A 20,297-nucleotide genomic window follows, 5' to 3' on the forward strand; every position below is an offset into this window, starting at 1 on the left:
TCCAGATCCTCGGTGTGATCACCGCCCGGGAATCGGCCGCCAGTCTGTCACTCCGGCCCACCTCGACCACCGACGACGGGCTGCTGACCACGTTGCTGAGCTACGCGCCGCTCACCGATCGGGGCGCGGTTCTGCAGTTCCTGCAATCCGCGGCTACCCGATCCCGCGAGGACGGCCACCGGTTCGGTCCCCTGTGCATGCGGATCTTCCGTGCGGTCGTCGAGATGGCCGAGATGCCGGTGGCGTCCTACCGGCCACGCCACCTGATCGCCGCCGACCGGCAAGCGGTCTGTGCCCTGAACCTGCTACTGCTGACCATGGCCTGCCGGCCGGTGACCGCCGGCCAGTTGTTTCCCGACAGCGATGATCCCGTCGACGAGTGGCGCCGCTGGATCGAGCGCTGGCAGGCCGCGGTCGGCAGCGACAGTTGGGGCACCTTCAACCAGGCCGTCATGCCCGAGCGCGGATGGTCCGCCGAGGGGCGAGAACTCACGGTGCGCCTGTGCGACAGTGCGGGCGGTCCTCCGCTTCCGGCACCGATCGATGCGTACTGGACACACAGCATGCCTCCCGCCAGCACCGCCCGCGATTACCTCGGCTTCCGACTCGGCGACGACCTGGACGCACGGCGTACCTACAGCCTTCGCTGCCACCCGATCGACGACGTGGTGATGCACGCCGCCGAGCCGATGCTGAACGCCTTCGGCCCGGCGATGAGCCACTTCGCACCGGTGACCCCGGACGATTTCCCGTCCGCAGCCCACGTGCTCGCCGCAACATGGCTCGCATCCGGACCCGAGCACGACGGTGATGCGCTCACCGCGGCCTACCGGCGCGCCGTCCACGTTCTTACCCGGTGCTGGGCTCCACGCCGACTCCCGCAGTCGCCCGGCTACGAACGGGCCGTAGCCAGCTCCATGACTACGTTGTTGCGGCTGCTGAGCCGCGACGCCAGCCGCCTATCGCCCGTCGACGTGGACCGCTGGGCCATAGAAATCACCTTCTGGGAATATGCGCAGGCCGACCACCTCATGTGGATCCTGGACTGCCGGCTCACCGCAGCGCTGGCCGACACCATCGTGCGGGACACCGGCCGGCCGGGCCTGCGCGACATCTGCCGCAAGATCGGTAAGCAGATGCCGGTACGCCGCGGGGAGGGCGAGCTCGCCGTACGGGTCTGGGCTGGTCTTCACCTCATCGCACTGAACACCGAGGCCAGAGGCATCTTCGGCGATCGTGAGTCCTTCCTGGCGGACCGGTCCGTGGCGGCCGCCCTTCGCCGCGACCCGCGGCTCGGGCTGCAGGTGGACGCTGTTTTCCGCCGCCACGCCTGAGCCCCTACGCGGGCCGGGACGTCTCCGGCGGACCGCCACCTCCGCTCCCATTGACGGCGGGCAAGTGACTACTGGACGTAAGACAACTGGTCGCGTATAACCTCCCGGTATGGACTCCACTGTGATCCGGCTCGTCGGCATCCACGAGATCCGCTACCTGCTCGGCGGAGTGTGCCGGCAACGGGCCAACCAGATCGCGGCCGAGCCAGGCTTCCCACGGCCGCTGCTCACCCTGGAGATGGGCCGGATATGGCTGCGACGCGACGTCGAAGCCTGGATGGCCGCCAACCCGGATCGGCGTGCCGCCCCCCAAAGGCCGGGCGTCGCCGGGTGGAGATCGTGCGGTCGGCTCCTCGGCGGGGTGCGTTGCGTACGGCTGCGAGACCGGGGCGGGTGGGTGAGTGGCTGTCTGCGGGTTTCAGCCCAGGAGAGCGTCGAGCGGGTTCTGCTCCGGTGGTGGTGTGAAGGAGAGGGCGGCGGCCATCTCGACGGTCATCGGGCGGTATTGCGGTCCGTGGTCGGCGAACGGGGTGGTGGTTTCGATGGTGGCGAGCCGGTCGCCGCGCGGGGACGGTATCGAGGCGGTCAGTTGCCACACCGGTGATTGGTCGTCGGTGAGGGGGTGTTGTCCGGGGAGGGTCGGGGTCGGCATCAGCCGGGTGCGTTCGACGAACAGGGCCGGGCCGTGGGGCAGATCGACCAGGTCGACCTGGGCCGGTGCGCCGGTGCGGGCTTCGGCGTCGAGCAGGTCGCGCAGGACGAGCTTGGGGTTCCGGGTGTCGGGGAAGTCGAGCAGGGTGACGACCAGCGATGAGGTGATCGGTGAGCCGTCGACTGCGGAGCGGTGTCGGCCGAGTCCGCAGTAGACGGCTCGTCGGTCGCGCAACAAGGTGAGCAGGACGGTGAGGGAGTTCAGGACGTAGCCGGCGGCGTGTTGCTGCTGCGGTGTGCCGAGCCCGTCGATCAGGGTGGCGGTGGCGTCGGTGGTGGCCTTGATGTCGGTCAGGGGCAGTTCGGCGTACCCGTCGGGGATCGTCAGCCAGACGGCGGCGGGGTCCGGTTCACTGGCTGTTGCCACCGGTCGCCTCGTTCCAGGCCGTGGTGGCGGTTTTCTGGATTCCGCCGCGGGTCTTGTTGAGAAGGTTGAGCATGTCGGCGGTGGCTTCGGTGTCGGCGCCCAAGGTCGGTTCGAGCAGTCTGATCTTCTCCAGGGCGGGTCCGGCGGCCGGGACGCGGTCGGCGACGGTGCGCATCAGCACGCCCGGGTCGTGGGAGACACGGGAGGCGACGTCGACGACGGTGGGGAAGCCGCGTCCGGCATCGGCCATCAGGTTGCCGGCCTTGGCCATTTTGACGCCGGCGGCGACGCCGGGCACCAGGCCGAGGGCGTCGCCGGTCAGCTGCAGCCCGGCGTGCCAGTTGCCGGCGACGTGTCCGTGCAGCAGGCCGTTGAGCTGGCCGCGCATCGCCGGGTCGGCCAGGGTGGTGGCCAGCGCGCCGGCGCCCGCGACCATGGAGACGGCGAAGGCGACCGCGTCGATCGGCGGCGGCGTGCACAAGGCGACCAGCCCGGCGACGGCCGACACGGTGCTCAGCACGGAGTGGATGTCGTCGAGGTGGTCGGTGACCCAGTCACCCACGCCGTCGACGGCGTGGCTGAGGTCGCTGCCGATGCGCGCGAGCAGGCCGGGCTGGTGCGGGGCGAACCGGGCTGCGTCGGCCAGCCGTCCCGCTGCCGCGCTGGACGCCTGGTCCCATTGGTCGTGCAGGTCCTGCGCCTTCTTGCGGATGGCGTCCAGCTCGTCGGTGGCCGCGTCCAGCCCGGTGGTGGCGTTGCGCAGGGTCAGCGCCGCCGCGTCGATGCGCTGTTGCGCGTCGCGCAGGGCGGTCTCGGTGGTGAAGTACCGCCCGGCCAGCTTCAGGTCGGGGTTGGCGGCGGCATTCTGGTAGGCGGTGGTGGCCGCGGCGACCTTGTGCTGGGCGTCGGCGGCCTGGTGTTCGAGGGTGGCGGCCTGCTGCTGGAAGCCGGTCAGGCGCACACCCCAGTCCTGCAGGGCGCCGACCGCCTGGTTCAGCGACTGGTTGGCCTTGCCGAGGTCGTCGATCAGCGTGGCGTCCAGATGCGCCCGGAACGCGTCACCGGCCGGGCCCTGCCACGCGCCCGAGGTGTCGTTGCGCAGCCGGTGCATCAGGTCGTTGGCCTGGCGCAGGGAGGTGGCCGCCTGGGAGATCTTCTGCCGCAGACCGGCGACGCTGTCCGTCGATCCCGGACATGGATCAAAACCCAGGTTCGAGTACGCCATGACAGTCATCGCCTGGCTCCTACGGTTTCGTACGCCCGAAGCGGGCCTGCCGGCCGCCGGGCCGGTAGTGGTGTGCCCGGTAGGCCGCCTTCCAGTCCGGTTTGCCCGGCGGCTTGTCCGGGCTGTGGGTGAACCACACCCGCGCCCCGTCGAGCACGTCAAGGTCGAGGGGCGGCTGGGCCGGGGGTAGCCGGTCCGCGGCACCCGCGCGCAGCATCTCGATCCCGCCGCGCAGCGAGCCCAGGATCAGCCGCGGCGTCCAGGAGAACCGCAGCGTGCTGGCATCGCCGCCAGGCGTACGGTAAACGCCCACGCTGCCCGGGTCCCCGGCGAATTCCAGCGTCCCGCCCGGCTCGGCCACCACGTCCGGTTCGTCGCCCGGCGGCATCGCCTTGCTCCGCAAATATTCTCGGGAGTAGAACTCGCCGACCCGCTCACCCGAATGTGGATTGAGCAGTTGGAACGAGCCGGTGTCGCGCCGCCACCGGTAGGACTCCCACGCCTCGAACGTGATCAGCGCCCGCCACAGGATGACGTCGGCCTGCCACCGGCCGTACCGGTAGTTGAATCGCTGCCACGGGTAGGCCGCCAGCACCGACCAGGTGTCCCGGGCGATCTGCAACGCGGCACCCGCGCGGGGTCCGGCCGCTGCGAGCACCTCCAGCCGTGCCTGCAGCCCGGCCCGCAAATCTGGGTCGTTCAGCGCCGCGCCAGGCCGGATCGGATCCGTCGGTGTCACCCCGCCCTCGCGCATCACACGCCCCCGGAGTGGTTGAGCTGCCCGGCCGCCTGGCCGATGACGCCGAGCGGCTGCTGCAGCGACGACACCGCCGCGCGGACCGCGCCGTCGGTCGAGGCGTACGCCGTCTGCACGTCGCGCACCACGCCGGTCGTTTCGCTGACCGCCTCGCCGAGCTGCTTCGCGCCGTACTCCCAGCAGCCCTGAAACTCGTTCGCGGCGTCGTTGAGCCTGTCGTTGCCCAGCATCGTGTCATTGCCCGACAGCAGCGACGGGAGCGCGGCCAACTGCTGCTGCGCCTGTCGCAACGAGGCCACGTACTGCCCGAGCGTGCCCAGCTCGACCTGGAAGAAGTCGGTCATGACCCTCCCGCCCATCGATGACCGTCCGTGGCCCAGCACCCTACCAAGGCGCAACCCACCCGCCCCTTGCGATCGACACGCGGACGGCTTGATGCGGTGGATGATCTGGGATACCCGGCAAGCCTGTGCTAGAGCTAGGCCGTGTTTCGGAGTGTGTTGATGTGTCGGCGTGGCGGTGATCGATAACTGACGAGGTCTCCGGTAGTTGGTTCAGCGACCAAGCAGAACTGCACACCGGAGACCTCGTGCCGAGCGTAGCGGCAGCGAGGCGACATGATCTGACCGAGCCCCGTCCAAGTGGAGCGGATCGCCCCGGGTGACCCGCGACGCGGCTCTGGTGGTCCCGCTGGTCGACCAGCTCGGAAACACCCTCTCGACGGACCAGATCCTCGCAGTCCTCGCGAACCTCGGGAGCCCGTATGCCGCTCTGGCCACCCCTGCCGCATCGCCGACCTTCCCGCACGACACCCATCACTTCCGGGTCCTCAACCGGCTCAAGCAGGAGGGCTGGCTGTCGAAGGTGACCCGGCGCGTCTCCAAGTCCCAGATCGGCGTCACGGTCGAATGAACGTCGGCACGCTGGCTGTAGCCGCCGGAGTCCTCGTGATGTGCGAGGACTACTTCGCCGTTAGCCCCGCAGGCTGCCGCGAGCTGGCCTTCTTGTGGCTATAGATCTTTGCCACGTACTACAACGACCTAGAACAGGCCGCACGGAATAGATGGCCGCCGCCGCCCAGCATCAGCTCGACGAGCTCCGCGACGGCCCGGCGGGCGGCGGAGCCCGACTTTAACCGTGGTGTTGGCCTGTTCTAGTCGTGTTTGAGGGACCAGTCGGCGTCGCCGTCGAGGACCGTGGCGTCGGCGTAGCGGTTGGTGTTGGTGGTGGGCCAGGCGCCGTGGGGGAAGCTGGTGGGGTCGACGGCTTCGCCGTGGAGGGTGATCATGGCGGTGGCTTGCGCGGCGAGGAACGCGGCGAGGGTGGAGACGGCGGCGACGATGACGGCCGTGCTCACGCCGGCTTCTTCGAGGAACAGGGCGATGCCGGGGGCGGTGAAGATGCCGGAGCTCATGCCGGCGATCGACACAGCGAGCGCGGCGATCAGTTTGGCGAGGACGCCGGCCAGGACGATGTAGAAGGCGAGCCCGGCGGCGGCGCAGTAGAGCAGGTTCTGTGCGGTGTTCGCGGCGATGGAGCCGATGCGTGCGGCGGCGGTGGATTGGGCGACGGCGGCGGTGAGGTAGGCGTCGCGGGCGGTGCCGGACCAGTCGGTGTCGTCGATGACGAGGTTCTGGCGGGTGAGGTCGGTGGCGGCGGTGTTGGCTTTGCCTTTGATGTCCATCCAGCGCCACGAGTCGATGAACATGAAGATGGGCGCGGTGGCGCCCTTGAGTAGGTCCTGGAACCAGTCGAGGATCGCCCGGCCGACGGCGACAGTTTCCTCGGCGATCCACCGGAAGCCTTGGGCGACGGGTGCGGGCACGAACCGTTGGCTGGCGGCGGTGTTCGCGGCGGGTACGACGTAGGCGAGCTGGTGTTCGAAGGTGGCCAGCCCAGTCTCGATCTCGTGGATGACGGCTTCGTGCTGTGCCTGGGAGAACGCTGCCATGGTCGCCCCGGTTCAGTAGATGTTGCGTAGGCGGTGTGCGTTGGCGTGGTCTTCGGCCTCGTAGGTGTCGGCGACGTGGCGCAGGGTGGCGGCGATGTCGTTCATGGCGGTGCCACCTTCACGGCAGCGGGCGGACACGGCGTGGATGACGTCGTTGTACGGGCCGACCATCAGTTGGAACAGGCCGGCTTCCAGCCGTCCGAACTCCATGCCGGCGACGTGGGTGGCGAGGTCGTCGAGGGCGGTGCTCTGGGTGGTCCATTCGGTGGCTTCGGTGCGCAGCGCGTCGGTCGCGACGGTGACCTGGTGGGGGCTGGGAGGTTGCGTCATGGTCTTTCACCGTCCGGGGGCGGGTCGTTGGTCAGGGCGGTCAGGGTGGCCAGGGCGTCACCGACCAGCGCGTCCAGCCTGGCACCGGGGTCGGGCCGGTCGGCACGTGCGCTGGCCGCCTGCGACAGCGCGGTGGCGAGGGCGCGGGTGATGGTGTCGCCGGTGCGGTGGTCGGCCCAGTGCGCGTCAATGCTGCAGGCGGCCAGTCCGGCGGGTCCGAGGGTCAGCGTGACGTGGTGTTCGTCGTCGTGTCCTTGCGCCTGTGTCGAAGTCGCGGCGCGCGGTTCTTGCGCGGCGTGGAGTTGGGTCAGGACGTCTTCGGCGAGTTCGCTGGTGTCCCTGGCGTGGCCGTGGGGCAGGTCGGGTGGCGCGGGGCCGCCGGCAGCGTTGTCGGCGTCGATGGTGTCGGCGGGTCCGGCCCGCTGCCGCCAGCCGGTGGCGTCCAGCGTGCCGGCCCACCTGATCGCGGCTTGTTGCAGGGCGTCGGCGTGGGCGTCCATGACCGCGGGGCCGAGCCGCTCGGGTCCGAGATGCTGCTGCCAGCCGGGGTGGATGCGGATCTCGGCGGGGACGCCGTCCGGGCCGAGTACGACCTGGGCCTGCCCGGTGTTGTCGTGTCCGCTGGCCTGCTCGGGTGCTGCGGCGGCGAGTTCCCGCGCGAGCCGGGCGAGGTCCGCCGTGTGCTGGGGCTGCGGTGGGGGTGCCGGGTCGGGTGGCATGGTGGTCACCGTTGCGGTCCGTGTGGTGCGGCCTGGAGCAGGGCACGTCCGATCATGGCCAGGGAGACCGTTGCCAGGGCGGTCAGGGACGCGGCGCCGAGCGCGGACCCGGCCGCGATCAGAAGGAACACGGTCAGCGCCGCGGCGACTGCGGCGGCGAGGAACAGCACGGCGGCGGCGATGGTGCGGGTGCTGCCGACTGTGCCGCGCCAGGCGAGGACGGTCCCGGCGAGCGCGACCACGGCGAGCACGGCGCAGGCCAGGACGGTGCCGGGCCTGCCGACGGGTGAGGCGTCGGCGACCTGGTCGAACCCGGCGCTCGCGACGGCCACGGAGGCCAACGGGATGACCGCTGTCACCAGCAGCATTCCTAGGGCGAACCCGCTGGTCTGTGGTTTTCGGGGTGCTGGTGGGACCATCACGTCTCCCCGACGTCTAGAAATGAAATGGTCTCGGAACTGGTGACGCTGTCGCAAGGACGTGTCGCGCTTCCGATCCACCTGCGCCGATATCTGGCATTCGAGCCGCGGCGCTGCGCGGGATGCCGTGTGGACAGTCTGGGGAGCGCTTCCCTGCGGGAGGCGGTCAGCGGTGGCGCCGTAGGGGGCGGCCTTCAGGGGCGGTGGCTGCCGGGCGTGGCGTCGCCGGTGGCCAGGTGGGTGAGGTCCAGGCCCATGGAGGTGAGAGTGGGGGAGTCGGGGAAGGGCTTCTTGGTGCCGATGATCGTCCATCCCCACCGGTGGTACGCGGTGAGGGCGGGCTGGTTGTCGGTGCGTACGAGCAGGTTGGCGGCGGTTTCCGGTCGTGTGCGCAGCAGTTCGTGGTGGATGCGGGTGCCGTGGCCGTGGCGCTGGTGCTCGGGGTGGACGGCGAACTCGCGGAAGATGTAGACCGGCCCGGTGTCCGGGATGGTGGGGATCTGGGTGTGCAGCAGGTGGCGCAGCGGTTCGTCGGTGCGGGGGCTGCCGAACGCGTACCCGATGACTTGGTCGTTGAGCTGGCCGGTGACCAGGTCGAAGTCGTCGGTTTTGGCGTAGAGGGTGACCAGGCGTTCCCAGAACTGCTCGGGGGAGAACCAGGGGAGGTGGATCAGGTCGGCGTGGCTGGCCGTGTAGACGGTGAGCAGGTCGTCGCGCATGCGCAGGGCTTCGCTGGGGCCGTGGTGGCGTAGCTCCAGCGGGTGGGGGGTGGTCATGCTTCGATCTGGGTGGTGGTGCGCAGCAGGTCGCGGTAGGCGAGTGCCTCCGGCCGTTCGTGCTCTGCGGGGGCGATGGACGACAGCACGCGTTGTCCGAGATCGACGATGGGGCGGATGCGGTCCGCGGGTGGCAGGGCGGTGAGGGTCTGCTCGGCGTGGCGCAGGGCTTGGGTGGTGTCGCCCATGCGGGCGAGGCAGAGAGCGCGCTGGAGCTCGATCTGTGCCGGCCCGCGAGTGTGCGTCTCGGGATAAAGCGCGATGGCCGTGCGCTGGGCCTCGTCGGCTCTGACGTAATCGCCGCCAAACGAATACACGAAGGATTCGGCGAAGCGAAGTCGGTGCTCGGGCCACGAAAAGGTTGTCAGGCCGTCGGATGTCATGGAGTGAGGCAACTCGGAATACAGCTCACCCAGTAAGACCACGCTGGCGTTCGCCTCATCGGCACGTCCGGCCAAAGCGAGTGCCTGGGCTTTGCTGCCGATGAGTTCCGGCAACGCCTCGCGTGGGGCGTCCGGAAACCGCGTCTCAAAGGCGTCTACCAGGCTGAGAACGGCGCCGATCGGACGGTTCTCGTACAGTCCGCGGACGATCTCTCGGCCGCGGACCCAGGCGATGGTGCGGATGTCGGTGGACGCGTCGGCGAGTTTGCGGGAGGTGCGCCACCAGCGGCGGGCTTCGTTGAGGTGTCCGAGGTTGGCCAGGGTCATGGCCATCAGGGTGGCCATGAGCGCGGCGATGCGGCGCAGGTCTCGTGCGGCACCGGTGTCGCCGGGCGGGAGGGCGTATTGGAGGGCGACCATGTCGACGGCCAGCGACTCGACGAGTTGTTCGGGTGGGGTGGACATGTATCCGTACCCGTGTTCCTGAACGATCTCTTCCCAGTCGTCGGTGTTGTTGTCGAGGCGGTCGGACAGTGCGATGCCGAGCCCGTGCCGGGTGGCTTCCAACGCCAGGGCGGCGGGGATCGCCACGCTGGCGCTGGCGCCTTGGAGGAAGGTTCGTCGGTCCACTGCGCTGACTCCTCGTGGCTCGATCCCGGCGTGCAGCAGGCTGACGGCGAGATCGGTGTAGCGGTTCGGCCCGTGCGCCCTCGCGGGGGCCAGTCTCGGCAGCATCGCCGTTCGGTCTCGCTGCGCCGCTGCGCCCAACGTTACGCCCGAACGGAGTATCTGATCCAGACGTGTCGCGTCCTGCTCGTCGACGTTGCGCCCGTCCTGGGTCTCCAGCATCTGCAGTTTGGACTTGGAGATGTTGGCGGCGGCGGCGAGCTCCCGCAGGCTGAGGCCCCGGTCGATGCGTAGGTGCCGGAGCGTCCGTCCGAAATGTCGAGCCGGCTCGGTCATGATCGCCTCTGCAAAAAGGGATGGCTGCTGTCCATGTGTCCCGGACGCGAATGGGACGCGAACGGTCTTCCGTGCCGTCACCGTACCGGCCAATATGGAATCTGGAAACGGCGTCAGCGACATGGGCCCGACTATTCCTGTCGTGCTGGTGCCGTCTGTTGACGCTGCCCACAAGGCAGCGGAAAGCAATTCCGGTCAAACCTCACCGGGTCTTCGGCACCCGCGGCGGTGTCACCCCGAAAGCCGTTGCCACACGAAAATAACGGCAATGGTAGGCACGTGTATAGGCGAGCCTGGGGGAGATCCCGGGGAATTCTCTGGAAAACGACCTGACAGGAGAGTCGATCTCGTGTTGGCGGATGTTGCTTATTGGTTGACGCAGGACGAGTACACGGGTGTGCTGCACACGTCGCGGCGCGCGGCCGGGGTGATCGTGGCGGCGGCAGTGTTGTCCGACCGGGTGGAGGCCGGTGCGGTGGTGGTTCAGCGGTCGCGGGTGGTCGTGCTGCACTCGACGCCGGGGACGCCTGCCGGATCGGATGTCCGGGTCGGCGCTGATGGTGGCCGCCGCGCTCGGGTCGCGGTGCCGGACGTGGTGGACGGGCTGGGTCGTGAGGTGCTGGCGCAGGTGGTGCGGGAACCGGGAATGCTGCCCGGTGACGTGATCGCGGGGCTGGGCGTTGATGTGCGCTCGCAGGTCGCGCGCCGGTTGGTGGTGGCGGGGCGGGCGCAGCGTCGCCGGAGCTGGTGTCGTCGCCGGGAATGGGTGGCGGTGGCGCGGGATCACGATGTGCGTCCGGCGTGGACCAGTACGGGGTTGGTGGTGAAGGTGGCCCGTGGGGAGCCGCTGGGGGCGGGGGAGCGGTTCCTGGTGCAGGTGGTGGCGTCGTCGAGCCTGGGTGAGTTGGCGTTCGCCGGGCTCAACCGGGACCGGTTGGCGCGGGCGCTGGGCCCGGTGGACACGGCGTGGCAGGAGTTGCTGACGGCCACGGTGGGTCAGTTGCGGGACATGGCCCTGGCTCGCTGATCTTCCTCAATTCCGTTGGTGTGCAGAGGTTCGCGTGATTGCGGGCCGGGTTCGTTGTGTCCTTGTTGCCGGAGAGAGGGGGTGTGTGGTGCCGGGTGGGCTGCGGTCGTTACAGGCCGGGCTGCGGGCGTCGCGGTTGTCGGGGTGGCGGCTGTTCGCTTACGGGATCGGCGCGGTGACCCCGTTGACGGTGATCGTGGGGGCGGTGTCGCTGGGGTTCGGCCGTGTCGGTCAGGTGGGCACCCCGGTGGGTTACCTGCTGGCGGCCGGGGTGTTGGGGGTGTTCACGACCGGTCTGGCGGCGATGGCCGGGCGGGTGCCGAACGCGGGCGCGTTCTACTCCTACGCCGCGGCCGGGCTGGGTAAGCCCGCGGGCGCGGCGACGGGGGTGATCGCGTTGCTGGCCTACACGGCGATCCATATTGGCCTGTACGGGGCGTTCGGGCTGGCGATGCAGGCGGCGCTCGGCCTGGCAGGGGTGCGCGGCTGGTGGGCGTGGTGGGCGGTGCTCGGCTGGGCCGCGGTGACCGTGCTGAGCCAGCTGCGGCTGCGGACCAACACGAGCGTGATCGGGGTTTTGGTCGCTGCGGAGATCGCCGTGGTGCTGCTGCTGGATGTGGCGTTGCTGGCGCATCCGGCGGGCGGACAGGTGCGGTTCACCGCGCTGGATCCACGGCTGCTGGCCAACCCGGCCGGGGTCGCGTCGCTGGTCGGGGCGATCACCGGGCTGGTCGGCTTCGAAGTCCCGCTCGCCTTCGCGCAGGTCGCGATCCGGCCGCGGACCACGCTGCGGCGGGCGGTGCAGGCGATTCTGCTGGTGGTGGCGGTGCTGTACGGGGGTTCGGCGTTCGCCATGACGGTGACCGCCGGGCCGGGCCGGATCGTGGGCGTGGCGGCCGGGCATCCGCACGACCTGTTCTTTCACCTCGCCGCCCCGTACGTGCCCGGCATGGTCATCGCGGCGGCGGTGGTGTTGTTCGCGACTAGCCTGTTCGCGGCGATGCTGGCGTTCGCCGCCACGGTCAGCCGGTACGCGCTCACCCTGGCCCGTGAGGGTGTGCTGCCCGGTTGGCTGGCGATCACCCGAGCTGACGAGGTCCCGGTCACCGCCGCCCTGACTCAGGCGGGGGTCGTGCTGGCCGTCCTCGTGGTGGTCGTGGTGGCCGGGCTGGACCCGACCGTGCACCTGTTCTTCGCCGGCACCGTGTCCGGCGGGCTCGGCGTGCTGATCTGCATGACCGTGACCAGCCACGCTGTGCGCCGCTACCTGCGCCGCCACGGCGCCGGGCACGGCTGGGCGCGGCGGCGCCTCGCCCCGATGCTCGCGGCGGTGCTGCTGACCGCGATCACCGCGATCAGCGTGGCCTTCTTCGGGGACCTGCTCGGCACCACCAACCCGGCCGCCGCCTGCGCCGCCCCGGCCGTCTACCTGCTGGCCGCGGCAGGCGGGGTCGGGTGGGCGTGCTGGCTGAAGACGCACCGGTGGCCCGTGTACGCGGCGATCGGGACCGGCAGCCCCGCCTCTGCCGCCGGAACCAGCCCGGCACGGCCACCGGTGTTCTCCCGCAACCACTGAATTCCTCAGATGTGAAACCTCTTGGTGTAAGGAGTGTTCAACGTATGTCCACTGTGCTCAATGCCGTGGTGCGTGACGCCACCACGAGCGACCACACGACCGCCGTCGAAGTGCTGGTTGGCGCGTTCGCCGACGGTGCGACGGCGTGCTGGGCCGCCCCGGATCCGTTGCTACGCACCGCCGTCCTGGACGGCTACTTCACCGCTCTGCTCGGCCACACCCTCGCGTACGGGACGGTGCGGCTGGCCGAAATCCGGCAGCAGGTCGCCGGGGTCGCGGTGTGGCTGCCCTACCCGCCGGCGCCCGGCACCCCGGACGTGCACGACCTCGGCGACGAGGCCGCCGACCTCACCGACCCGGCCGTGATGCAGGCCGCGCAGCGCCTGCACGCCCTGGAACGGCTTCTGCGGCACCGGCACCCCACCACCGCCCACCACTACCTGGCCTACCTCGGCGTGCATCCCGCCCAGCAGAACCGCGGCGTCGGCAACCTGCTCCTGCACGACCACCTGACCCGCCTCGACCCCGATGCTCCGGCGTATCTGGAGGCCGGCAACCCGCGCTGCCGGCGGCTGTATCTGCGGCACGGGTTCACCGACCACGGCGAGCCCGTCACCACCTTAGGCAGCCCGGCTGTCCATCCGATGTGGCGGCCCGCCACCGGCAGCCGATGACCGCCGCGCCTGGGCCGGCGACCATGACCGGAGCCGACCGGCACCACCACCGTCGTGACCCCGTGCTGGACACCCGCAGCGTGGCCAGCGCCCGCCGCTACAACTACTGGCTCGGCGGCAAAGACAACTTCGCCGCCGACCGCGCCAGCGGCGACCGGCTCGCCGTGCTCATCCCCGGCCTACGCGCCGCAGCCGCCGCCAACCGGGCCTTCGTGCACCGCGCCACCGCCTGGCTCGCCGCCACCACCGGCATCAGTCAATACCTCGACCTGGGCTGCGGCCTGCCCGTGCACACCGACGACCTGACCGTGCACCGCATCGCCGTCCAGCACGGGCCGCACGCCCGCACCGTCTACGTCGACCACGACCCCATGGTCGCCGTGCACGCCCGCGCCTGGTGGACACACCCCGACCGGCAACAATGCCGCTACGTCCACGCCGACCTGCGGGACCCCGACCGGCTACTCGCCGACCCCGACCTCACCGCGCTGATCGACCTCACCCGCCCCACCATCGTGCTGGCCTGCGCCGTGCTGCACTACCTGCCCGACCACCACGCCTACCCCGCTCTCGACCACCTCATCGACCGGCTCGCCCCCGGCAGCCATCTCGCCATCACCCACGCCACCCTTGACTTCCTCGCCCCCTACACTGCCGACCTCGTCCGCGCCCAACCGGCCGCCGAGCACGGACCATGCCATCCCCGGACCCGCCCCGACATCCACCGGTTCCTCACCGGCCTGCACCCGGCCGAACCGGGTCTCGTGCCCACCGCCCAATGGCGGCCCGACAACCCCGCCGCCGAGCCCGGCCCCAGCCACGCGTACGCCGCCGTAGCCGCCAAACCATGACCCCCCTGCCCTGGCCACCCGACTCCGCCGCGCCGCCACGCGACGGACGACCGGCGGGCACGACCAACCCAGCCCCCGTCGCGCCCGCCGGTCACCCCCAAACCCCCACCCGCCCGTCGACGAACGCTGGTCCTGCGGCATACGGCAGGAGCGTGGACTCCGGCCGCAACGCCGGGAAACCACTCAGGCTGGTCGGATTCAAAGAAATCTGCGACATGTTCCCCGACATCAGCCGGCAACGCGTCCAACAACTCACCGCCAAACCCACCTTCCCCGCGCCGCTGGCCGAACTCATCCAAGGCCGCGTCTGGCACGCCCCCGACATCGAAACCTGGATCCGCGACCACCGCCCCGCACGCGCGTGCGGTGGACCGGACGCTTAGGGCCACGGGATTTTGGGAGTGACGCGCGGTCTGGTCGGATCAGGTCCCATTGGACATCCACCGCTGCGGCAGTGCCTGGTCGGCCACCTCCAAATCACCCGTGGGGATGCCGGCGCAGCCAGTCCGGATTTTGCAGGCCCACGGTGGCCAGCCGCTGGACCTTGCCCCGCCGCTGACGGTGAACCACAGGTCGAGCCAGCACATCCAATCCATGATCGGCGAACCGGGAAGCAGCCGCTGCACCGCAAAACGGCTGCGAGGTCGTGTCCGGCTCGGCCTCGCGAAGCTTCGTAGCGCCAGGGCGCCCGTGAGGCCGACGCCCGGTCGGCTGCCTCGCGCGCGGTTGGTGGTCCTGGTAGCGCAGCAGCAGCGGCTTTGAGGGTCGTGGATGTGGGCCGCCTCGCCGTCGGCCGCCGTGATCCGGCGAGTGTCACGTTCGGTCACGGCGGTCCTGTCCGTCACCCGGGCAGAGTTTCCGGATTTGCCGATGTGAGCTCACTCGATCAAGCCGATGTGAGTGAAGTGCGAACCGAGCTCGCAGTCGCGTCTAACTTTTCGGTGCGGCGTTCGATTTGGCGGTGGTCGGTCATTCGGCGGAACCTGATCGCGCGATAGCTAGATAGTCGCCGTCATCCTAAGCTGGGGCTCGGATAGTTTCGCATAAATTTGGACGTGGACTGATGCGCCAGACACTGAATCGGTTGATGCCTCCGCCAGGATACTGCTTTTGTTGAGCAGCTTTGCGGTCGCGGCGCCGAGCCGTTCCGATTGTTGTTTTCAACCATGCGCCGATTCGAAGTAGAGGAATACTTACATTGCAAAATTCACGTCTACGGAAGGGCGCCACGTGAACCTCCGACTGCCCCCGTCACTGCGTCGGGGCACGATTTTCGTTCTCGCTCTCTTTACGGCCGTCACGTCCCTGGCGGTGGTCGGGCCCTCGCCAGCCAGCGCCCACATCAACCGGCCCAACGTGGCCGAGAACGAGATCCACGCCTACTACGAGGAGATGCTCGGACGCCCGGCTGACTCCGGCGGCTACACCACGCGCATCAACAAGGTCTACGAGGACTGCCGTCAAGGCATCCTGGCCGCGGGCATGATCATCCTGGACTCGCAGGAGGCCCACAATCGGCGCCCCAACCCGGACAGCTTCACGGTCGCCATGTACCGCGCGCTGCTCAACCGCGATGCCGATGGCGGCGGCCGGCACCACTACGTGATGAACGTCATCCCGCAGCGCGGCTACCGCTGGGCCATCCGAGATTTGCAGTCGTCGCCAGAGTTTCGGAGCCGCCTGGCCGCCATGTGCGACCACCGGCGGACCTCGTCCGCTAACGTCCTGCCGGCCGGCCAGGCCGTTGGGGCCGCCGTCGGCATCATCGACGCGGGTATGACGCTCTTGGTCCAGTGCGGCGTGGCACAGGTACTGGAGCTGGTCGGACCCAACCGGATCAAGACGATCTATCAGGCGACCGAGGCCATTAAGACCGCCAAGTTCATCCTCAGTAAGTCCCTCAACAAGAGCGACTCCTGCCGCGCGGCTTACAACACGCTAACCATCGCGGACCACATCGTTCGCATCGCCGACTACGAGCGCGGCAACCATCCCACGTACGTCGGCATCAAACAGCGCGACTACTGGGTGCCCGCCGGCCACTACTGCGACGTCGAGATGTGGGGCGGACCGTCCGGGTCCGAGCTCATTTACCGCAAGATTAACTTTCGCTGCTAGTCCCAGTAGCAGCACGGCAGACAGCCCAGCTTGAGCGCCGCTCCGGCTGGGCTGTCTGACGATTGAGCCGTATCTACCAACGAGCGGCCCCAGTAAAATAACCAGGCCGCAAACAGTAACGCGCTGCCAAGCAATATGCGAGTCGTATGCGTCGTGCACGCTTAAAGAACGCACGGGCTGCACACCGTTTGCACAAGCTGGCGGTAGAGCCCTACCAAACGCCTGCGCAAATCCACTCGAACAGGCTTACCGGCATTCCCAATGTCGGTGGTCGCAAGGACCACCGACAGCGAGCCGACAGCAAGCGCGAAAGTCTGAGGTGACGTCGCCATCTCACTCATCTGCCGCGATCCGCGCTCGGTCCGGGCCACCGCCGTCACGGTCGGTGGACGACCACGGCAGGCCGGCCTCCTGTCGTGCCGATCAGGGGATGTCTGCAGAACGGCGTCGTACGCTCACCGCAGCTAACGGACAGTGTCTGAGCCAGCCGCTGGACATGTTTGCAGTTGCCGACCTTCCCGGATCAGGGTCATCGCACCGGTCACGCCGAATCCTCGCGGAGAGCCAGATTCCCGGGGTCACCGGGGACCCTGAGGCGAGATCGTCAGTAACAGCATGACCGCTCCCTGCCTGGGAGAATTCCGGTCAGCTATGAAGCCTCGGCGATGGCGGTCGCGCGCACCCGGTCGAGCACGGCGATCAACGCACTGATCTCCGAGTCGGGGAAGATGTCGCCGGGGCCGCCCGGAGCGAGGGCAGTGAACGGTGCCTCGTAGAGGTCGGCCGGGTTGACGAGACCACGGCGGGCAATCACGTCGGTCAGCAGGTTGAGGAAGTCGAGCTGACTGGCAGAGAGATTCTTCCCTGTCTTGAACGCGTCCAAGGCTGCGCTGGCCGCTCCCCGATCGAGGCCGGTAAGTGAGCGGAGAAACAGCCCGAACCCTTCGTGTGCGTCGGTGACCGTGGCGATATCGTGTTCGGTGCCGAACCCGGCGGCGACGAAGACTTCTTCCAAGGTGCTCAGGTCGAGGCTGGTGATCTGTCGGTTGCGGTGCAGCTTCTGTACCGCTATCTGATCTTTGTGACCGCGCAGGTAGACCCGCACCTTCGCCTGGAATCGATCCTGGTCGGTACCTACCACGCTGCCCGGCAGGGCAACCTCGCCCAGCTCACCGAGCTGGTCCTCGAAATCGGTGTAGACCACCGCTCGGCGGGTCTTCTCGATCAGGCGCACCAGACCACGCACCTTGCGGCGCATCGTCTCCAGCATCGGTAGAGTGACGTCCTCCCACCACTCGTCACCCGCCAGCTCGTCGAGCAACTGCTGTTGTGCGGCTACCGCCGGAATGCTGGTCTGGTTGAGCAGCGCGTTCGCGATGTCCTGCACCTGCGCCTGCAATGTGGCGTATCCGGGCTCGGCTTCGAGCACGGCGAGCTGGAGGCGCAGAGCGAGCAGATCGAACCGTTTCGCCTCCTCACCGTCGTCCTGACCATGGAATCCCGACGGCAGCGGCGCGAGGTGTTCGATCATCTCCTGGTGCTTCTCTGGTGTTACCAGGTTCCAGTGGTCGATTTCGCCGTAGTACTCGACCTGCCGTCGGTGTGGGCGCACCAGGACGTTCTGCGGGTCCATTCCCAAGATCTCCGCGTTGAGCCGGCGCACCACCTCCCACCGCAAGTCGAGATCGCTGACGGGACCCGCGGGTCGCTCCTCCGGGAGCTGCCCGATGTCTTCCAAGATCTTGTCGAGTGCGAGGACCAGATCAGCGCGCCGGCTGAACAGGCGCTGGCTCAACGACGGCGCCACCCTGCCCTCGGAGGTAGCCAGGCCGGCCTGGAAGAACTCGACGTTCTGACACAGGTCGAACACGAGGAACCCCTGCTTGTCCCGGCCCGGCCCGAACAGGTCGGGGCACAGTCGGGTACCACGGCCGATCATCTGCCAGAACTTAGTCTTGGACCGGACCAGCTTGAAGAACACCAGGTTGACGACCTCGGGGACGTCGATACCGGTGTCGAGCATGTCGACCGAGATCGCGATGTGCGGCGCGGATTCGCTCTGGGCGAAGTTTTCGATCACCGAGTCCGCGAACGCGGTCGCGTGCGTGATGACCTGGGCGAAGGTTCCGGCGTGCTCCGGGAACGCGATGTCGAAGCGCTTGTGGATGAACTCCGCGTGTGCCTGGTTCTTCGCGAAGATGATGGTCTTCCCGAGCCGGTCACCACCGGCAACCCTCGCTCCATGCGTCATCAGCGTCGCGAGGGCCTTGTCGACTGTGTCCGCGTTGAACAGGAACTTGTTCACGTCCTCCGAACTGACCTCGGTCGGCACGGCGCCGTCTTCATCCCAGTCGAGGGCGTCCCACTCTTCCTTCTCCTGCTCCGACAGGTCGTCGTAGCGGATCCCTTCGCGCTGGAACTTCAGCGGCACGCCCACCGTCCGCGGCGCGACGAGATACCCCTCGGAGACGGCCTCCTCCAAGCTGTATGAGTCGGTCGGTACACCGCTCTCCAACTGGAACAGCCGGTACGTGTTCCGGTCGATCTCGTCCTTCGGCGTCGCGGTCAACCCGACCAGCAGCGCATCGAAGTAATCGAAGATCGTCTTGTACTTCTGGTAGATCGACCGGTGCGCCTCATCCACGATGATCAGGTCGAAGTAGCCGGGGCCGAAGCGCCGCAGGTCCCCGTCCATCTCATTGATCAGGCCCATCATCGTCGGATAGGTGCTGACCAACACGCGGGCGTTCGGATCCCGTTCGTCCAGCAGGTTCACCGCCGGCACCCCCGGCAGGTGCGTCTTGAACCCGTTCACCGCCTGCTTGACCAGAGCCCTGCGATCGGCCAGGAACAGCACCCGCTTGACCCAGTTCCCCCGGGCCAACTGATCGACCAACGCGATCACCGTACGGGTCTTACCCGAGCCGGTCGCCATCACCAGCAACGCATGCCGCTGCTTCTTCGTGAACGCCTCACCGACGCTGCGGATCGCCCGCTCCTGGTAGTGCCGGTCGGCGATGTCGTCGTTGATCGACACGCCGGACAGCGCCCGCCGGTTGGCTCGCCGCTGGATCGTCAGCCGCAACTCGTCGCGGGTGTAGAAGCCCTGCACCTGCCGCGGCGGGTAGAAAAGATCATCCCAGAGGTACGTCTCGTAGCCGTTGGTGTAGAAGATGACTGGCCGCTGCCCGAACCGCCGCTCCAAAGCGTCCGCGTACACCTTCGCCTGCTGCTGGCCCCGGGCCGCGTCATACGAGGCACGTTTGGCCTCGACAACGGCCAACGGCATGCCGTTGTCATCCCAGAGGACGTAGTCGACCTTGCCCTTGCCGGTCTTGCTCACCGACTCGGGCAAACTCTCGACGGGGAACTCCCGATCCTGCGCGTTCAGCAGCAGCCAGCCGGCTTCCCGCAACAGCAGGTCGATGACGAACGTCCGGGTGTCCGCCTCGTTGTAGTCATGCGTGTCCGGACGCGACTCATTGGCCTGCCGCGCCGCCTTGATCTGTGCACGAAGCTCAGCGATCTCCGCATTCAGATCCTCGCTGCGCCGTCGCGCCTCCGCTAACGCCGCCTGCTGCTGGGCGAACTCCTCTGCCTGCCGCTGCAACTCTGCCAACTGCTGCTGACGGCGCTGTACCGGTCGAGGAATCAGACCCGCGTCGAAAGCCAAGCCAGCGTCGGGAACTTTGCCAGGATCGCGGGCGTAACGACGAGCGATCCAGTACATGACCTGGAACAGCTCTCCGACCACCCGCAGCGAATCTGTCTCCGGTACCCGTGCGCTGCGGTGCACGGCATGATTGCCTACCCGACGGATCAGATCCATCTTCGTCCGAATGCCCGGACCTACCAGCACCAACAGCGACGGCTCCGAAATCATCGCCGCAAGATCATTTCGGTACGGGGTACTCAATGCCCCTTCAGCCTGATAGAGCCAGGTCAACGCGAGTTCGAGGCACCGGCGAGCGTAGAAACACGAGGCGCGTGGGTCGGCAACCGCGATGTGCTCGGCGCGAGCGGCCTCATCGAACAGGTCCGGCCACTCAGCCTCAAGGAACCCGAAGTTACCCATCCGCGCCACACTCCCCGATCAGCGCCGACGATCCACTCCCG

The 20,297-nt window shown here is 68.5% G+C and carries 19 protein-coding genes; 8 read left to right on the forward strand and 11 right to left on the reverse strand.

Annotated elements, in window-relative coordinates; all coding sequences use genetic code 11:
* Positions 1 to 14: 14 nt before the first annotated feature.
* Positions 15 to 1,334: a hypothetical protein gene (locus IEY73_RS26550; protein ID WP_189082055.1), complete on the forward strand. Its 1,320-nt coding sequence runs from the start codon at positions 15 to 17 to the stop codon at positions 1,332 to 1,334.
* A gap of 418 nt (positions 1,335 to 1,752) precedes the next feature.
* Here IEY73_RS26550 and IEY73_RS26555 read toward each other — a convergent pair whose 3' ends face one another.
* From IEY73_RS26555 to IEY73_RS26570, 4 genes are read right to left on the reverse strand one after another with little or no spacing between them, the layout of a single operon-like run.
* Complete coding sequence (locus IEY73_RS26555; protein WP_189082056.1) at positions 1,753 to 2,412, reverse strand: hypothetical protein; 660 nt, start codon at positions 2,410 to 2,412, stop codon at positions 1,753 to 1,755.
* Positions 2,396 to 3,646, reverse strand: a complete 1,251-nt coding sequence (locus IEY73_RS26560; protein ID WP_229716180.1) for a hypothetical protein — start codon at positions 3,644 to 3,646, stop codon at positions 2,396 to 2,398. The genes IEY73_RS26555 and IEY73_RS26560 overlap by 17 nt, the downstream gene beginning before the upstream one ends.
* Before the next feature lie 10 nt (positions 3,647 to 3,656).
* Positions 3,657 to 4,376, reverse strand: a complete 720-nt coding sequence (locus IEY73_RS26565; RefSeq protein WP_189082057.1) for a hypothetical protein — start codon at positions 4,374 to 4,376, stop codon at positions 3,657 to 3,659.
* Positions 4,377 to 4,390: 14 nt separating this feature from the next.
* Positions 4,391 to 4,738 (reverse strand): hypothetical protein, encoded by a 348-nt coding sequence (locus IEY73_RS26570; protein WP_189082058.1) that lies wholly within the window; start codon positions 4,736 to 4,738, stop codon positions 4,391 to 4,393.
* 316 nt (positions 4,739 to 5,054) lie between these two features.
* Between IEY73_RS26570 and IEY73_RS26575 the strand changes: the two genes are divergently transcribed.
* Complete coding sequence (locus tag IEY73_RS26575; RefSeq protein WP_189082059.1) at positions 5,055 to 5,306, forward strand: hypothetical protein; 252 nt, start codon at positions 5,055 to 5,057, stop codon at positions 5,304 to 5,306.
* Positions 5,307 to 5,547: 241 nt separating this feature from the next.
* Here the strand turns inward: IEY73_RS26575 and IEY73_RS26580 are convergent, their stop codons facing one another.
* The 6 genes from IEY73_RS26580 to IEY73_RS26605 all read right to left on the reverse strand — a co-directional run bounded on the left by IEY73_RS26580 (position 5,548) and on the right by IEY73_RS26605 (position 10,058).
* The gene (locus IEY73_RS26580; protein ID WP_189082060.1) at positions 5,548 to 6,345 is read right to left on the reverse strand and encodes a hypothetical protein; all 798 of its coding nucleotides are present in this window, start codon (positions 6,343 to 6,345) and stop codon (positions 5,548 to 5,550) included.
* Positions 6,346 to 6,357: 12 nt separating this feature from the next.
* Positions 6,358 to 6,675, reverse strand: coding sequence for a hypothetical protein (locus IEY73_RS33770; RefSeq protein ID WP_229716181.1), 318 nt, complete (start codon positions 6,673 to 6,675; stop codon positions 6,358 to 6,360).
* Positions 6,672 to 7,403 (reverse strand): hypothetical protein, encoded by a 732-nt coding sequence (locus IEY73_RS26590; protein WP_189082061.1) that lies wholly within the window; start codon positions 7,401 to 7,403, stop codon positions 6,672 to 6,674. The genes IEY73_RS33770 and IEY73_RS26590 overlap by 4 nt, the downstream gene beginning before the upstream one ends.
* A complete protein-coding gene (locus IEY73_RS26595) occupies positions 7,400 to 7,753 on the reverse strand; it encodes a hypothetical protein (RefSeq protein WP_189082062.1) in 354 nt (117 codons plus the stop codon). The genes IEY73_RS26590 and IEY73_RS26595 overlap by 4 nt, the downstream gene beginning before the upstream one ends.
* 254 nt (positions 7,754 to 8,007) lie before the next feature.
* Positions 8,008 to 8,589, reverse strand: coding sequence for a GNAT family N-acetyltransferase (locus tag IEY73_RS26600; protein ID WP_189082063.1), 582 nt, complete (start codon positions 8,587 to 8,589; stop codon positions 8,008 to 8,010).
* Positions 8,586 to 10,058: a helix-turn-helix domain-containing protein gene (locus IEY73_RS26605; RefSeq protein ID WP_189082064.1), complete on the reverse strand. Its 1,473-nt coding sequence runs from the start codon at positions 10,056 to 10,058 to the stop codon at positions 8,586 to 8,588. The genes IEY73_RS26600 and IEY73_RS26605 overlap by 4 nt, the downstream gene beginning before the upstream one ends.
* Before the next feature lie 226 nt (positions 10,059 to 10,284).
* On the opposite strand from IEY73_RS26605, the gene IEY73_RS26610 reads away from it, so the two are divergent.
* The 6 genes from IEY73_RS26610 to IEY73_RS26635 all read left to right on the forward strand — a co-directional run bounded on the left by IEY73_RS26610 (position 10,285) and on the right by IEY73_RS26635 (position 16,181).
* Positions 10,285 to 10,962, forward strand: coding sequence for a hypothetical protein (locus tag IEY73_RS26610; protein ID WP_189082065.1), 678 nt, complete (start codon positions 10,285 to 10,287; stop codon positions 10,960 to 10,962).
* 88 nt (positions 10,963 to 11,050) lie between these two features.
* A complete protein-coding gene (locus IEY73_RS26615) occupies positions 11,051 to 12,538 on the forward strand; it encodes an APC family permease (RefSeq protein WP_189082066.1) in 1,488 nt (495 codons plus the stop codon).
* A 44-nt stretch (positions 12,539 to 12,582) separates the two neighbouring features.
* A complete protein-coding gene (locus IEY73_RS33775) occupies positions 12,583 to 13,212 on the forward strand; it encodes a GNAT family N-acetyltransferase (RefSeq protein WP_229716182.1) in 630 nt (209 codons plus the stop codon).
* Positions 13,209 to 14,063: an SAM-dependent methyltransferase gene (locus IEY73_RS26625; protein ID WP_189082067.1), complete on the forward strand. Its 855-nt coding sequence runs from the start codon at positions 13,209 to 13,211 to the stop codon at positions 14,061 to 14,063. Before IEY73_RS33775 ends, IEY73_RS26625 begins: the two co-directional genes overlap by 4 nt.
* Positions 14,064 to 14,215: 152 nt before the next feature.
* Entirely contained in the window at positions 14,216 to 14,446 is a 231-nt protein-coding gene (locus tag IEY73_RS26630) for a helix-turn-helix transcriptional regulator (protein ID WP_189082081.1), read from the forward strand.
* Positions 14,447 to 15,419: 973 nt separating this feature from the next.
* A complete protein-coding gene (locus IEY73_RS26635) occupies positions 15,420 to 16,181 on the forward strand; it encodes a hypothetical protein (protein WP_189082068.1) in 762 nt (253 codons plus the stop codon).
* Positions 16,182 to 16,830: 649 nt separating this feature from the next.
* Here the strand turns inward: IEY73_RS26635 and IEY73_RS26640 are convergent.
* The gene (locus tag IEY73_RS26640) at positions 16,831 to 20,256 is read right to left on the reverse strand and encodes a DEAD/DEAH box helicase family protein (RefSeq protein WP_189082069.1); all 3,426 of its coding nucleotides are present in this window, start codon (positions 20,254 to 20,256) and stop codon (positions 16,831 to 16,833) included.
* Positions 20,257 to 20,297 lie beyond the last annotated feature (41 nt).

The organism is Mangrovihabitans endophyticus, from assembly GCF_014646155.1.
Lineage (GTDB): Bacteria > Actinomycetota > Actinomycetes > Mycobacteriales > Micromonosporaceae > Actinoplanes > Actinoplanes endophyticus.